We start from the raw sequence: 15520 nt of genomic DNA, 5'->3' as shown, positions 1-15520 counted from the left end.
GCGTGCGGCGTTCAGCCGGTGGTATTGACGGATGGTTGCTGCTGCCCGGATTGCAGATAGGCGACCGTGGCGCCGGCGGGCAGCGTGCCGTCTTCGAGCAGACGCGCGGCGCCGGGCTCGCTCTCGGCCAGCAGCTCGCCTTGCGGCGCGTCGCCGCAGGAAACGACGGCGTCGCCGAGATTGGCCCACAGCGTCAGCAACGCGCCGTCGCCCAGGCGCCAGCTGGCACGCACCGCCGCGTCGCCGAGCACGGCGGCGCCTTCGCAGCGCGTGCCGGGCAAGCGCGGCAACAGCTCGCGCCGGCGCAGCGTGATCAGCGACTTGTAGTACTGCGCGTATTCACCGTCGGGGTCGAACTCGGGCCGCGATGCCTCGAAGGTGGTCGGCGCATTCGGGTCCGGAATGCTGTCCGCGCGCGCGCCGTCGGCAAAGCCCGCCATCGAGCCGAACTCGCGGCGGCGCCCTTCGCGCACCGCATCGGCCAGTTCCGGCGGATGGCTGGTGAAGTAGAGGAAGGGCGTCTGCGTGCCGCCTTCCTCGCCCATGAACACCATCGGGATCTGCGGACACAACAGCTGCAGCGCGATCGCGGCGCGCAGCGGGCGCGGCTTGGCCAGCGCCGTGATGCGCTCGCCGAACGCGCGATTGCCGATCTGGTCGTGGTTCTGCAGGAAGCTGATGAACGCGGTAGGCGGCAGATGGGCGCTGCGCTGCCCGCGATGGACGGGCTTGTCGCCGCCCGATTCGCGCGTGCGATGCGGCGACGCCTCGCCCTGATAGGCGAAGCCCTCGGCCAGCACGCGCGCCAGATGGCGGGTGGTGGGGCCGAGCGGCTGGTGGTCGCCCCGCGGTGCCGCGTCCTGGTCATAGGCGCGGCCGTAGTCCGGACCGGGATGGCTGCCGGAATCGGCGCGATGCGCGGCATCGGCGCCGGCGCCGAATTCGGGAGCGACCACCGCGCCATAGTCGGCGTAATAGCCGTCGTGTTCGCCGGTCAGGAGCACGTGCAGCACGTGGTGCGCGTCATCGTTCCACTGCGCGTCGTAGCCGCCGGCGAGCAGCGCGGCATCGTTGTTGTCATTCTCCAGCACCAGATGGATCTGGCGGCCGGCGCAGCGCTGCCGCAGCGTGGGCGCCAGTTCGGCCAGCCAGCCCTCGTCGGCGATGGCGTGCACCGCATCGAGCCGCAGACCGTCGAAGCGGAAGTCCTGCAGCCAGTAGCTGGCGTTCTCGGTGAAGAAGTCGCGCACTTCCTGGCGACGGAAGTCGATGGCCGGGCCCCAGGGGGTGCGCACATCCTCGCGGAAGAAGGCGCTGGCGTAGCGCGGCAGATAGTTGCCCTCGGGGCCGAAGTGGTTGTAGACCACATCGAGCAGCACCATCATGCCCAGGCCGTGCGCCGCATCGATCAGCGCCCGCAGCTGGTCTGGCGTGCCGTAGCTCGATTCCGGCGCGAACGGCAGCACGCCGTCATAGCCCCAGTTGCGGCTGCCGGGAAACTCGGCCAGCGGCATCAGCTCGACCGCGGTAAAGCCGAGCGCCGCCAGCCGCGGCAGTTCGCGCGCCGCGCCGGCGTAGCCGCCGCACAGGCCGACGTGCATCTCGTAGACGATCGCTTCGTGCCATGGCCGGCCTTGCCAGTACGGATGGCACCACTGATAGGCGGCCGGATTGACGACCACGCTGGCGCCGTGCACGTCGCCGGCCTGCGCGCGCGACGCGGGGTCCGGCACGATGGTGCCGTCGCCAAGACGGAACCAGTAGCGCGCGCCTTCGCAACAGGCCACGGTGGCCTCGAACCAGCCGTCGGCGGCCGGTGTCATCAGCACTGGGCCGGCGTCGTGGATCTCGAGCCGGGGAATCTCGCCCTCGGCCGCCATATCGGGCGCCCACAGCCGGAAGCAGGTGCGGCCGTCGGCCAGCCGCAACGGTCCGAAGCGCGGCTGGCTGGCCGGCGCCGCTTCAGGCGCGCTGCCCAGCGGCGCGGCCGCCGGCGCGGTGCCCAACGTTTCCCAGCCGCCGCGCGGCTGGGCCGCGGCCGCCGCGGCTGCGGGATTCGGCTCTACGCTCATGATGATTTCCGTATCGATGAAAGGCGGGCGGCGGCAGCGGCGACGGCGCGCGGCCCGCGCACCGTGCCGTCCCGCCGGCTTGGGACATCAGGCGGCCGCCGTCGGCAGCGCATCGCCGAACCCGCCGTTGTTGGCAGTCGCACCGGCCTGCGCGGGAGCCGCGCCGCGGTCGACGCGTGCGCTCCGGCTGCGCCGCCGCGACGGCGAGGCCTGGATCGCCAGTTCTGGCGCCGGCTCCGGCGCCATGACCGGCGCCATCGCGGAAGCGATGGCCGGCGTGGAGCGCGGCGCGCGCTGCGGGACGCGTTGCGGCTGCGCGGATTCGGCCTGCGCCACCTCTGCTGCGCGCTGCGTGGCGCGCTGCATCGCCAGCGCCGATGCCAGCGCAGGCGACAGCGCGCTGTACAGCGACAGGTATTGCTCGGCCGGCCGGGTCCAGCAGAACAGCGACTGCATGCCGGCGCGCTGCAGCACCTTCCACGCGCGCGGCCGCCGCAGCCATTGCAGCGCGCGCTCGATCGCCGCGCTCATCGCCTCGACGGTCTCGCCGTCGAACAGGAAGCCGGTGGCGCCAGGCCGCGGGGTCGAGCCGTGGCCGGCGTCGCGCACGGTATCGACCAGGCCGCCGACGCGCGAGGCGACCGGCACCGTGCCGTAGCGCATCGCATAGACCGGGGTCAGCCCGAAGGGCTCGAAGCGGCTGCCGTGCAGCAGCACGTCGGCGCCCGCGTGCAGCAGATGCGCCGTTTCCTCGCGGTAGCCGATCGACACGCCGACGCGCTCGGGATAGCGCGCGGCCAGCGCCTCGAAGCCGCGCTCGATCGCGGCGTCGCCGCAGCCGAGCACCGCGAACTGCACAGTGTCGTCGGCCTGCAGCGCGCGTTCGATGGCACCGAGCGCGACATCGGCCATTTTCTGATGGGTCAGCCGGCTGCCCATCGCGACCAGCGGCGCGGCGGGATCGGCCGGCAGCCCGAAGCGGTTTTGCAGTGCCGCCTTGCAGGCGCGCTTGCCGGCCATCGAATTGGACGTATAGCAGTGCGGCAGCAGATCGTCGCTGGCCGGGTCCCAGTCCTCGGTGTCAATGCCGTTCGGGATCGCGCCCAGCACATCGCGCCGCGCCTGCAGCAGTCCTTCCAGCCCGTGGCCGAACTGCGGCGTCAGCATCTCCTGCGCATAGTTGTGGCTGACCGTGGTGACGCGGTCGGCGTAGCGGATGCCTGCCTTCAGGAAATTGAGCTTGCCCCAGAACTCGACGCCGTCGGCGGTCAGGCAGTCCTCGGGCAAGCCGAGCTGCCGCGCCAGGCACAGCGGGAAAATGCCCTGAAAGGCCAAGTTATGGATCGTCAGGATGCTCGGCGTATCGAGCCCCGCCGCGCGCATAAGCAGCGGCGTCAGCCCGGCATGCCAGTCGTGCGCGTGCACGGCCGCTGGCATCGGCAACGGTGTGCGGCCAGCGGCAATCGCGGTGGCCGCATGCGCCAGCGCCGCGAAGCGCTGCGGGTTGTCGGCAAAGTCGCGCCCGGTCGGGTCGGTGTATGGCGTGCCGGCGCGATCGTAGAACGACGGGCAATCGAGCAGGGCGACCTGCACGTTGCTTCCCGGCATTCGGCCGAGCATCAGCCGCATCGCGCTATGCCCGGGTGCCAGCGCCAGCCCGGGCGCGCTCTCGGCAAGCTTCAACGCGCCGAGGCTGCGCAGCCCCACGGCGCCGGCCAGGGCCTGCGGATAGCCCGGCATCAAGATCGTGACATCGAGGCCCCGCTGCTGCAGGGCGCGGGCCAGCCCGCTGACGACATCTCCCAAGCCGCCTGTCTTGGCCAAGGGCATGGCCTCGGCCGCCACGAATAGCACGTTCGTGTTCAAGTTGATCTCCGCCATTCTGAATGCGCTGGTGGTGGGGCGGCGGTCGGGCTGCACCGCCGCTGTTGCACTTCACTTGCGGAGCGTTGTCGCGAGGCCCCGGCGCGTGAAGCGTTGGAGCCATGCGAATGGCATGCCAGCGTGGCGTGAGTTTCGCAAAGGCTTTGCGTTCAACGGTTTGCGTAACCGGTTCGTAACTGTTGAAACACGCGCTGCGTAAAGGCTCCGCCGGCCGGTGTAAGAACTACATGCCCGGGCCGCCCTTGTGGCGGGTGCCCGCGGTGCTCATCGCGGCGCGATGCAGCAGCGGCACCGGCACCGGCTCGACGCGCCAGATCCGCTCGCAATACTCGCGAATCGCACGATCGGACGAAAAACGCCCCGAGCGCGCGCACGACAGCACCGACATCCGCTGCCAGCGCGTCTGGTCGGTGAACGCAGTGGACACGTCCTGCTGGCAATGCAGATAGGAGGCGAAGTCGGCCAGCAGCATGTAGGGGTCGTGCTGCAGCAGTCCGCCGAAGATCGGCTGGAACACCGACGGATCGCCGCGCGAGAAGAACCCCTGGGCGATCAGGTCGATCACCGCGCGCAGCTCGGCATGGCTCTCGTAGCAGGCGGCCGGCCGGTAGCCGGCGGCCTTCAGCGCGTAGACCTCCGAGGCCGACAGCCCGAACGGGAAAAAGTGATCGGCGCCGATCGCGTCGCGCAGCTCGATATTGGCGCCGTCCATCGTGCCGATCGTGATCGCGCCGTTCATCGCGAACTTCATGTTGCCGGTGCCGGACGCCTCCTTGCCCGCCAGCGAGATCTGTTCGGACAGGTCGGCGGCCGGATAGATCTTCTGCCCATAGGTCACATTGAAGTTCGGCAGGAACACCACCTTGAGCCGGTCGCGGACCTGCGGGTCGCGGTTGATCACGTCGCCGACGGAGGTGATCAGCCGGATCATCAGCTTGGCGTAGTGATAGCCCGGGGCCGCCTTGCCGGCGAACAGGAAGGTGCGCGGCACGATGTCGGCGTTTGGATCGGACTTGATCCGGTGGTACAGCGCGACGATATGCAGCACCGCCAGATGCTGGCGCTTGTACTCGTGGATGCGCTTGACCATCACGTCGAACATCGACGCCGGATCCACGACGACGCCGGTGGTCTCGCGCACCAGCCGCGCCAGGTCTTCCTTGTTCTCGCGCCGCGCCGCCTGCCACCGGTCACGAAAGCCGGTGTCGTCGGCGTACGGTTCCAGCTCGCGCAGTTTGTCCAGGTCGCCGATCCAGCCATCGCCGATGGACTCGCACACCAGCCGCGCCAGCCTGGGATTGGACAGGGCCAGCCAGCGGCGCGGTGTGACGCCGTTGGTGATGCTGGTGAACTTCTCCGGCCACATGGCGTAGAAGTCCTTCAGTACGTCCTCGCGCATCAGCCGCGAATGCAGCTCGGCCACGCCGTTGATGGTATGGCTGCCGACGCAGGCAAGATGCGCCATCCGCACATGACGCTGGCCGCGTTCGTCGATCAGCGACAGGCGCGACAGCTGCGACTCGTCGCCGAAGAAGCGGATCCGGACCTCGTGCAGAAAGCGCGCGTTGATCTCGTAGATGATTTCGAGATGGCGCGGCAGCGTGCGCTGGAACAGCGGCAGCGGCCACATTTCCAGCGCTTCGGGAAGCAGCGTGTGGTTGGTATAGGCGAAGGCCCGGCGGGTGATCTCCCAGGCTTCGTCCCAAGCCACATCGTGCTCGTCGACCAGCAGCCGCATCAGTTCGGCGATGCCGATGGCCGGATGGGTGTCGTTCAGCTGCACGGCGAACTTCTCGTGAAAGCGCGTGACGGGAATGCCATGCGCGTCGAGCAGCCGCAACATGTCCTGCAGCGAACAGGACACGAAGAAATACTGCTGCTCCAGGCGCAGCTCCTTGCCTTGCTCGGTCTCGTCGTTGGGGTAGAGGACCTTGGTCAGGTTCTCGGAAGTCACCTTCTTGCTGACGGCGCCAAGATAGTCGCCGCGATTGAACACGCCGAAGTCGAACGCCTCGGTCGCCTCCGCCCGCCATAGCCGCAATGTGTTGACCGTGTTGACGCGATAGCCAAGGATCGGCGAGTCGAAGGGCACGCCGACCACCGTCTTGGCCGGCACCCAGCGGACCCGGTAGTGGCCGCGATCGTCGGTGTAGTGCTCGGTCTGGCCGCCCAGCTTGACCTGGACCGCCCATTCGGAGCGCTGGATCTCCCACGGATTGCCGTGGCGCAGCCAGGTGTCGGTGCTCTCGACCTGCATGCCGTCGATGATCGACTGATGGAAGATGCCGTACTCGTAGCGGATGCCGTAGCCGAGCGCGGGGATCTGCATCGTCGCCAGCGAATCGAGGAAGCAGGCCGCCAGCCGGCCCAGGCCGCCGTTGCCCAGGCCCGGCTCCAGTTCCTGTGCCAGCACCGTGTCGAGATCCAGGCCGAGCTCGGCCATGGTTTCCTTGACCTCGTCGAAGATGCCCAGATTGACCAGGTTGTTGCCCAGGTGGGGGCCCAGCAGGAATTCGGCCGACAGATAGGCGACCGTGCGCGAAGGCTGGCCCAGATAGGTCTCCGCCGTACTGATCCAGCGCTGCACCAGCCGGTCGCGCACCGTATGGGCGAGCGCCTGATACAGGTCGTTGGGACTGGCAAGGCCGGGCAGCTTGCCCTGCGTATAGAAGACGTGATCGAGGAAGGCGCGGCGGATGGTCGCGCCCGACATCGCGGTGCGAGTGTCCTCGTGGCTGTCTGGGGGCATGGTTTCGGTGAGCTGCGCCCGGGCGGCTTGCGGCATGGCGGTCCTCCGGTTGGAAAACCGCAAACAGCTGCAAGAGACGTACCTTGCCGTCGGTAAGCGCGTTTTGCTTGACCAGACGGGCATCGGCGCCCTGGCGGTTCTTGCCAATTATTGGTGAGTTTGTAGAAAACGGTTAGATCTGATGCGGGATGCGGTCGGCTCCCCTCTCCCGCTGGCGGAAGAGGGGTTGGGCGGGACGTAGGGCGGCCGATCCGCAACGTCGCCAGCCATCCTGCCGCCCGATTCCCTCTGCCCGACCCTCTCCCCGCTCTCCCGTCAGCGGGAGAGGGGGAACACCGGCGTCGATGTCGTCCGTTTCCTACAAACGATTGCGCTAGCGGCGGGATGCATCGGGCGCCGCCCCGGACTAATGTCGGAATGCCATCCCGGACAACGGCGCAACCACCGCTCGACACGGCGCCGGAGGGGAAGGGCGGAGAGGGGAGACACGATGCGCGCTTCGACGCCAGCCGCCGACAGCGTGACGGCAGGGACGACAGCAGGGACCACGGCAGCGGCCGCGGCAACGACCGCGGCGGCGCGCGACGCAATGCCGCGCGGCGTCCGCTATGTCAACGACACCGGGCCCGGCATTACCCGGCGCCTGCTGCGCGGCCGCTTCGCCTACTTCGCCCCCGACGGCACCCGCATCCGCGATCGCGACACCATCGCCCGCATCGATGCGCTGGCGATTCCCCCCGCCTACCAGGACGTCTGGATCTGCCCCGATCCGCGCGGCCATATCCAGGCCACCGGCCGCGACGCCCGCGGCCGCAAGCAGTACCGCTACCACCCGGCCTGGATCGCGCTGCGCGACGAGAACAAGTACGACCGCCTGCTGGCATTCGGCCGCGCGTTGCCGCGGCTGCGCCGGCGCGCGCGGCGCGACCTGCAGCGCAACGGCATTCCGCGCGAGAAGGTGCTGGCCGCCGTGCTGCTGCTGCTCGACGCCACGCTGGTGCGGGTCGGCAGCCGGCGCTACGCGCGCCAGAACCGGACCTACGGCCTGACCACGCTGCGCCGCCGCCATGTGCAGGTGCGCGGCAGCCGGCTGCGCTTCCTGTTTACCGGCAAGAGCGGCGTCGAGCATGACGTGACGCTGCAGGATCGCCAGCTCGCGCGGCTGGTGCGCACCTGCGCGGACCTGCCGGGCCAGCATCTGTTCAAGTACCGCGACGAGGACGGCCAGCTGCGCGAGGTCGGTTCCGACGATGTCAACGTGTACCTGCGCGAACTGGCCGGCGAGGACTTCACCGCCAAGGACTTCCGCACCTGGGCCGGCAGCGTCCATGCGCTTGCCGAACTGCGCAAGGCGCCGGCGGCCGAGTCGGAGGCTGCCCGCAAGCGCGCGGTCGCCGCGACGATCAAGATCGTGGCCCGGCGGCTGCGCAATACGGTCGCGGTATGCCGGCAGTGCTATGTCCACCCGACCGTGGTCGACGCCTATATGAACGACCGCATGGCGGCCTGCGTGCAGTGCCGCCGCTCGGTCGCGGCGCTGAGCATGGACGAGACCCGGCTGCTGGCGCTGCTCGAAGCGCAGGGCGCGGCGGCCGGCGAGCGCGGTTAGCGGATGCGGGGCAAGGGCGTCAGGGCGCTGGCGCCTCGGCCTAGCTCTGTTCGAGCAGTTCGTCGATCGTGCGGATCAGCGTGTCCGGCGCGCAGGGCTTGCGGCAGTAGCGCACGATCGGATTCGGCACCTCGGGCAGCGTCTGGATGCTGGTGAAAACGACAATCGGTGTATGACTTAGCGACGCGTCGCCGAGCAGCAGATGACACAGCAAGGCGCCGTCGCCGCGCGGCATGACCCAGTCGGTGACAACCACCGACGGGTGCAGCCGCTGTGCGGCATCGAAGCCGGCCAGTCCATCTTCGGCCAACTCGACGGTAAATCCCGCGCGGCTCAGGGCGCTGGCCATGGCATGGGCTACGGCGGGATCGTCGTCCACGACGAGTACGGTTCGCACGGTCAGACCTTGTGTTTGCAGATCGCAATCGTTTCGACCGTGCCATGCAAACCGCGCGCCAGGGGGCCACCGCCCACCCGACTCAGCCCTTCTGCGCACGCCCCGTGCGCAGCGCGTCGATGCGCCGCTGCACGCCCGGCTGGCTGAACAGCGCCTGTACATCAAAGCGCAGCCGGCGCTGCCAGTTCGGATGGCCGCTGGTGGTGCCCGGCAGGTTGGGCTGTTCGACGTCGGCCAGCAGGTCCTCGACGGGCACCAGCCGCAGCGGCGTGCGGGTGCGCGACAGCCAGGCAAGGATCGTGGCCACCGGCGCGCGGTCGGGGTCGGGCGCCTCGCCTTTGGCGAGCCCGGCCTCGCACAGCGCCTGCCAAAGCGCCTGCCGGTCGCGGGCGCGCTCGGCGCGCGCGCTGGCCTCGGTGACATCCGGGCCAAGCTGGTCCAGGCGCGCGCGCCACGTGATGTCCTGCCCCGCCCACCAGCCGGCGATGGTCGGCAGGTCGTGCGTGGTGGAGGTCGCGACCGCGTTGGTCGGCCAGCGCTCGGGCGGCACGAACGCCGCGGGGCCTGCGTCCGCCTCGTCCCCCTCTCCCACCTCCTCGGTCTTGTCCGCCTTTTTTCCCTTGCCGCCAGCTTCGCCCTCCGGCTGCGCGCGCTCGAACCACAGCACGTCGATGCCGAGCATGCCGCGCTCGGCCAGCGTGGTGTTGAAGGTGTCCGGCACCGTGCCGAGGTTCTCGCCGATGATGATCGCGCGATGGCGCCACGATTCGAGGGCGATCAGCCGCAGCAGGTCGTCCATCGGGTAGCGCAGATAGGCGCCGGATTCCGGCGGCATGCCTTCAGGCACCAGCCAGACGCGCGCCAGCCCGAGCGCGTGGTCGATGCGCAGCCCGCCGACATGCGCGAGGTTGGCCCGCAGCATCTCGATGAAGCCGGTGTAGCCGTGCCGGCGCAGGCCCCGCGGCGAAAACACCGTGATGCCCCAGCTCTGCCCCAGCGCGTTGTACACGTCGGGCGGGGCGCCGGCGGAAAACCCCTGCAGCATCTCGTTCTGCCGGGTCCAGGCATGGCTGCCGGTGGGGTCGGTGCCGACCGCCAGGTCGCCGATCAGGCCGATCGCCATGCCGGCATCGCGGGCGCTGCGCTGCGCGGCGCGCAGGCCGTCGTCGGCCAGCCATTGCAGGAACACGTGATAGCCGATCTCGTCGGGACAGGCGCTGGCGAAGGCCGACAGCGCGGCGTCCTGCGGCGAGCGATGCGTGACGGGCCAGCGCCGCCAGTCGCCGGCCACCTGCAACTCGGCGCGGGTGCCGGCCTGCGCCACGTGCTGGGCCTGCAGCGCCTCGAAGGCGGCGTGCGCCAGCAGCGGCGTGCCGCCATTGCTGCGGAATTTCGCCAGATCGTCGGCGGCGTCGGCGGGCAGCAACTGGTCGCGGTGTTCCCATAGCCAGCGCGTGATCTTCAGCCGCGCCTGCGCGACCGCCGGCCAGTCGATCTCGGCCTTCGATTCCAGCGTCTGCATCACGCCGCCCAGCTGCAGCGCCGAGATCGCGCGCGCCACCGCCGCCTGGCCGAACACCGGCGCCGGGTCGGCATAGAGCACGTTCAGGAACAGCCGGCTGGACGGCGAATAAGGGCTGTAGCGTTCGGGAAAGGCCGCAAAGCCGGCGTGCAGCGGACTGATGGCGACGGCGTCGGCGCCTTCGCGGGCGGCCGCCTCGGCGAACATCGCCAGCGCGCTCAGGTCGCCGATGCCGGCCGGCGCGCCGCGGCGCAGGCCGTAGACCTGCACGGACGGGCCCCAGGGCTTGCGGCTGATCCGCTCCTGCTCGGACAGGCCGATGCCGCGCAGCGCGTCCTGCACGCCGAAGCAGCGCAATGGCGCGACGGCCACCTTGACCTCGATGTCGCCCATCAGCAGCCGATGGTAGCCATGGCTCTGCACCGCCGGCACGATCAGCGCGCCGTGCGCATCGCGCCGCGCGACGCCGGTCTGCACGCTGCCGTCTTCCAGTTCGAGCCGGAACGGCTGCTCCTGCCGGGTATGGACGAGCGGCACGCGGATCGGCTTGCCCTGGTCGGCCGTCAGCAGCGGCGCCAGCGCGGTGGCGGCATCGTCGGCCAGCATCCGGGCGCGCGAAGCCTCGCACTGGCCGATGGTCTTGCAGGGCAGCTCCAGCCGTTCGAGCACGGCCCGCAGCGATGCCTCGGGGACCACGCGTTCGCGCCCCTGGGCATCCTGCCAGTGGACCAGCAGGCCGGCGCGCTGGGCGAGCAGATGCAGCGATGCGAGCGCGGCATCGGGATTGGCTTGGCGCGGCATGGTGAGACTCCTTTGTGGCTGGCTGGTCGGGATGGCGGACGATGGCAAGGATGGCCGTTGAACCGGGTCCGTCCGCTACGACGGCCCCGACGGCGCCAGCGTGGCGGCCAGCAGCACCGCGGCGTGCGGCGCGACGGGCTGGACCGGGTGATCGAGCGGCGCTTCGGGCAGCTCCGGCCGGGCGCTGTCGAACAACCGGGACCAGATCAGCGCCGGCGGCGGCAGCCGGTATTCGACCGGCTCGGTGCCGGCGTTCAGCAGCAGCACTGTCACATGGACCTGGCCGTCGGCGTCGCGCGTCGCGCGCCTGAGCGCCAGCGTCCGCTCCTCGGGATTGGACCACTGTTCGGGCGTCAGCGGTTGGCCGTCGACGCCGAACCAGCCGATATCGTGAAGACCCGGTGCGAATTCCTGACGACCGTGCAGGAAGTGGCGTTCCGCGTAGGCGGGCAGCCGCGCGCGCAGGCCCAGCAGCCGGCGCACGCATTCGACCATGCCGCGCCCGGTCGGCGTGCGCGCCTCGTCCCAGTTCAGCCACGACAGTTCGTTGTCCTGGCAGTAGGCGTTGTTGTTGCCCTGCTGCGTGCGCAGCCACTCGTCGCCGGCGGTCAGCATCGGCGTGCCTTGCGACAGCAGCAGCGTGGCCATCATCGCGCGCGCGACCTGGCTGCGGGTGGCAAGGATGGCCGGATCGTCGGTCGGGCCTTCCACCGTGCCGTCGGGGCTCCAGTTGGCACTGGCGTTGTCGTCGGTGCCGTCGCGGTTGTCCTCGCCGTTGGCCTCGTTGTGCTTGGTGGCGTAGCTGACGAGATCCGCCAGCGTGAAGCCGTCATGCGCGGTGACGAAGTTGATCGAGGCCCAGGGCTTGCGGTGGCGCCGGTCGAACAGGTCGGCCGAACCGGTCAGCCGCGCGGCCAGATCGCCGCGCTGGCCGGGGTCGCCGCGCCAGTAGCGCCGCACCGTGTCGCGGAACTTGTCGTTCCATTCGGCGAAGCCTGGCGGCTGGTTGCCGACCTGATAGCCCCCCGGACCGAGATCCCACGGCTCCGAGATCAGCTTGACGCGCGACAGCACCGGGTCCTGCAGCACCGCGTCGAAGAAGCCGGCGCCCGGATCGAAGCCGTTGCCCTCGCGGCCGAGCGTGCTGCCCAGGTCGAAGCGGAAGCCGTCGACGTGGTAGCACTGGACCCAGTAGCGCAGCGAGTCGAGCACCATCTGCAGCACGCGCGGATGCGACAGGTTCAGCGTGTTGCCGCAGCCGGTGTCGTTGATGTAATGGCGCTCGTCGCCCGGCACCAGCCGGTAGTAGCTGGCGTTGTCCAGTCCCCGCCACGACAGCGTCGGGCCCAGCTCGTTGCCTTCGCAGGTGTGGTTGTAGACCACGTCGAGAATCACCTCGATGCCGGCTGCGTGCAGCCGGCGGATCGCCACCTTGACCTCGTTGAGCTCGCCGCCGCTCAGATAGGCCGGCTCGGGCGCGTAGTAGCTCAGCGTGCTGTAGCCCCAGTAGTTGCGCAGTTCCCGCTGTACCAGGAAGCGGTCCTGCAGGAAGGCGTGGATCGGCAGCAGCTCGATCGTCGTCACGCCAAGGTGATGCAGATGATCGACGAAGCGCGGGTCCGCCAGCGCGGCGAAGGTGCCGCGCTGATGCGGCAGCAGGTCCTCGCGCCGCATCGACAGCCCGCGCAGGTGCGCTTCGTAGATGACGGTGCGTTCCCACGGCACCGCCGGCGGCCGGTCGTCCCCCCAATGGAAGCTCTCGTCGACGACGATCGCCTTGGGCATCATCGGCGCGCTGTCGCGACGGTCCGGCGTCAGGTCGGCGCGCGGGCTCTGCAGCCGGTAGCCGAACAGCGCATCGGCCCAGCGCAGCGGGCCGGTCAGCTTGCGCGCATAGGGGTCCAGCAGCAGCTTGGCGGGATTGAAGCGATGGCCGTGGTGCGGTTCGTACGGGCCGTGCACGCGATAGCCGTAGACCGTGCCGAGCGCGGCGTGCGGCAGATAGCCGTGCCAGACCTCGTCGGTGCATTCGGGCATCGTCAGCCGTGCCAGCTCCTTGCGGCCGTTGCGCGAGAACAGGCACAGCTCGACCCTGGTGGCGTTGGCCGAGAACACCGCGAAGTTGATTCCGAGGCCGTCCCAGTGGGCGCCGAGCGGGTAGGGTTTGCCGGGAAGGAGCGTGCTGGCGATCGGGGAACGCGACAAGCAGGGCCCTCCTAGTCGGGCAGATGGCGCAGCAGCAGCGTCGCCAGCGGCGGCAGCGTCAGCGACAGCGAGGCGGGCAGCCCATGCGACGGCTCGGCCTGCGCGAACAGTTCGCCGCCGTTGCCGACATTGCTGCCGCCATAGCAGGCGGCATCGGTATTGAGGATTTCCTGCCAGCGTCCGGCATGCGGCACGCCGAGCCGGTAGCCGGGCCGCGGCATCGGCGTCATGTTGACCACCGCGAGCACCACGTCGCCGCTGTCGGGCGCCGCGCGGCGCAGATAGGCGAACACGCTGTTATGGCTGTCGTCGCCGATCACCCAGCTGAAGCCGCCCGGATCGTGGTCGCAGGCGTGCAGCGCGGGCAGCTCGCGATAGACGCGGTTCAGGTCGCGGATCAGCATCTGCATGCCGCGATGGCTGGGATGGTCGAGCAGCGCCCAGTCGAGCTCGCTCTCGTGGTTCCATTCGAGCCATTGCGCGAGCTCGCCGCCCATGAACAGCAGCTTCTTGCCGGGGTGGGTCCACATGAACCCGAAATACGCGCGCAGGTTCGCCAGCTTCTGCCAGTGGTCGCCCGGCGCCTTGTTGATCAGCGAGCCCTTGCCGTGCACCACCTCGTCATGCGACAGCGGCAGCACGAAAGCCTCTGACCACGCGTAGACCATGCCGAACGTCATGTCCTGGTGATGCCAGGCGCGGTGCACCGGATCGTGCGACAAATAGCGCAGCGTGTCGTGCATCCATCCCATGTTCCACTTGAAGGTGAAGCCCAGCCCGCCGCTGTCGACGGGCGCGGTCACGCCCGGCCATGCGGTCGACTCCTCGGCGATCGTCATCGCGCCGTGGCAGCGTTCGCGCACCACGGTGTTCAGCTCGCGCAGGAATGACACCGCTTCCAGGTTCTCGCGTCCGCCGAAGCGGTTCGGCACCCACTGGCCGGCCTTGCGGCTGTAGTCGCGGTACAGCATCGAGGCGACCGCGTCGACGCGCAGTCCGTCGATATGGAACTCGCGCAGCCAGTGCAGCGCGCTGGCCAGCAGGAAGCCGCGCACCTCGTTGCGGCCGAGGTTGTAGATCAGCGTGTTCCAGTCCTGATGGAAGCCCTCGCGCGGGTCCTGGTGCTCGTACAGCGCGGTGCCGTCGAACTGCGCCAGGCCGTGCGGATCGGTCGGGAAGTGCGCCGGTACCCAGTCGAGAATCACGCCGATGCCGGCCTCGTGGCAGCGGTCGACAAAGGCGGCAAAGGCCTGCGGCGGCCCGAAGCGCGCGGTGGGCGCGAACAGCGACAGCGGCTGGTAGCCCCAGGAGCCGCCGAACGGATGCTCGGTGATCGGCAACAGCTCGATATGGGTAAAGCCCAGGTCGCGCACATAGGGGATCAGGCGCTCGGCCAGGATCTCCCATCCGCGCGAAGGATCGTTGACCTCGCGCAGCCACGATCCGGCATGGACCTCGTAGATCGACATCGGCGCCGAATATGGATCCTGGCTCGAGCGGCGGCTCATCCAGGCCTGGTCGGTCCAGCCGAACGGCGGCGCCGACACCCCGGCCTGCGTGACCACCGACGCGGTGCCTGGCGGCAGCTCGGTGGCCAGCGCCAGCGGATCGGCCTTGTCGGGCAGCGGATGGCCGTTGGCGTCGCTGAGGTCGAACTTGTAGCGGCTGCCGGGCTGCACGCCGAGCCCGGCCGGCACGAACAGCTCCCACACGCCGGCGCCGTAGCGCAGCCGCATCGGATGGCGCGCCGGATGCCAGCCGTTGAAGTCGCCGATGACCGAAACGCGGCTGGCGTTCGGTGCCCACACCGCGAAGCGCACGCCCTCGATGCCGTCTACCGTCATCCATTGCGCGCCCAGGCAGCGGCCGAGCTCGAAATGCCGGCCCTCGCCGATCAGGTGCAGGTCCAGCTCGCCGAGCAGCAGGTCGAACGAATACGGATCGGCGCTCAGCTGGCGGGTGCCGTCGCCCCAGGTGATATCGAGCCGGTAATCGCGCCGGCCCAGCCTGTCGGGCAGCGTGCCGGCGAAGATGCCGCCGGCGTGGATGCATTGCATCGGACCGATCGCGTTGCCGACGTTGTCGGCCAGCGCGACCGACTGCGCGCCGGGCAGGCAGGCACGCACCACCATCCGATCGCCCTCCCGGTGCGGACCGAGCAGCGAAAACGGATCGGCATGCCGCGCGCCCAGCAGGGCGTCGTATTGGGCGGCGGTGTGTTCCGATTGCCCGTGCTGGCCCCGCGTCGACGCGGGGCCGGAGGAAGTCATGGTGGCCATGG

At 69.7% G+C, this 15520-nt stretch carries 8 protein-coding genes; 1 reads left to right on the top strand and 7 read right to left on the bottom strand.

Going from position 1 to position 15520, the window contains the following annotated elements:
• Positions 1–11: 11 nt before the first annotated feature.
• From M1D55_RS07620 to M1D55_RS07610, 3 genes are all read right to left on the bottom strand, one after another.
• Complete coding sequence (locus tag M1D55_RS07620; RefSeq protein WP_456280566.1) at positions 12–2072, bottom strand: alpha-amylase family glycosyl hydrolase; 2061 nt, start codon at positions 2070–2072, stop codon at positions 12–14.
• An 87-nt stretch (positions 2073–2159) separates the two neighbouring features.
• Complete coding sequence (gene glgA, locus M1D55_RS07615) at positions 2160–3938, bottom strand: glycogen synthase GlgA (protein WP_456280565.1); 1779 nt, start codon at positions 3936–3938, stop codon at positions 2160–2162.
• A gap of 241 nt (positions 3939–4179) precedes the next feature.
• Positions 4180–6669 carry a glycogen/starch/alpha-glucan phosphorylase gene (locus M1D55_RS07610; protein ID WP_440268247.1) on the bottom strand — a complete coding sequence of 830 codons (2490 nt, stop codon included), beginning with the start codon at positions 6667–6669 and terminating at the stop codon, positions 4180–4182.
• Between the two features lie 625 nt (positions 6670–7294).
• Between M1D55_RS07610 and M1D55_RS07605 the strand changes: the two genes are divergently transcribed.
• Positions 7295–8314 carry a DNA topoisomerase IB gene (locus M1D55_RS07605; protein WP_456281324.1) on the top strand — a complete coding sequence of 340 codons (1020 nt, stop codon included), beginning with the start codon at positions 7295–7297 and terminating at the stop codon, positions 8312–8314.
• A 40-nt stretch (positions 8315–8354) separates the two neighbouring features.
• On the opposite strand, the gene M1D55_RS07600 is transcribed toward M1D55_RS07605, so the two are convergent.
• The 4 genes from M1D55_RS07600 to glgB all read right to left on the bottom strand — a co-directional run bounded on the left by M1D55_RS07600 (position 8355) and on the right by glgB (position 15518).
• Positions 8355–8663, bottom strand: coding sequence for a response regulator (locus M1D55_RS07600; RefSeq protein WP_006578305.1), 309 nt, complete (start codon positions 8661–8663; stop codon positions 8355–8357).
• Between the two features lie 130 nt (positions 8664–8793).
• Entirely contained in the window at positions 8794–11034 is a 2241-nt protein-coding gene (malQ, locus tag M1D55_RS07595; protein ID WP_456280564.1) for a 4-alpha-glucanotransferase, read from the bottom strand.
• Positions 11035–11109: 75 nt separating this feature from the next.
• Positions 11110–13239, bottom strand: a complete 2130-nt coding sequence (glgX, locus tag M1D55_RS07590; protein WP_023263416.1) for a glycogen debranching protein GlgX — start codon at positions 13237–13239, stop codon at positions 11110–11112.
• An 11-nt stretch (positions 13240–13250) separates the two neighbouring features.
• Positions 13251–15518, bottom strand: a complete 2268-nt coding sequence (glgB, locus tag M1D55_RS07585; RefSeq protein WP_456280563.1) for a 1,4-alpha-glucan branching protein GlgB — start codon at positions 15516–15518, stop codon at positions 13251–13253.
• Positions 15519–15520: the final 2 nt, after the last annotated feature.

The organism is Cupriavidus sp. JZ107, assembly GCF_053903255.1.
This window is presented reverse-complemented; position numbering and strand designations above follow the sequence as displayed.

Coding starts and splice junctions, on each gene's coding strand:
- M1D55_RS07620 (WP_456280566.1), bottom strand. CDS start 2,072: ATGAGCGTAGAGCCGAATCCCGCAGCCGCGGCGGCCGCGGCCCAGCCG.
- M1D55_RS07610 (WP_440268247.1), bottom strand. CDS start 6,669: ATGTCGGGCGCGACCATCCGCCGCGCCTTCCTCGATCACGTCTTCTAT.
- M1D55_RS07605 (WP_456281324.1), top strand. CDS start 7,295: ATGCCGCGCGGCGTCCGCTATGTCAACGACACCGGGCCCGGCATTACC.
- M1D55_RS07600 (WP_006578305.1), bottom strand. CDS start 8,663: ATGGCCAGCGCCCTGAGCCGCGCGGGATTTACCGTCGAGTTGGCCGAA.
- malQ (WP_456280564.1), bottom strand. CDS start 11,034: ATGCCGCGCCAAGCCAATCCCGATGCCGCGCTCGCATCGCTGCATCTG.
- glgB (WP_456280563.1), bottom strand. CDS start 15,518: ATGGCCACCATGACTTCCTCCGGCCCCGCGTCGACGCGGGGCCAGCAC.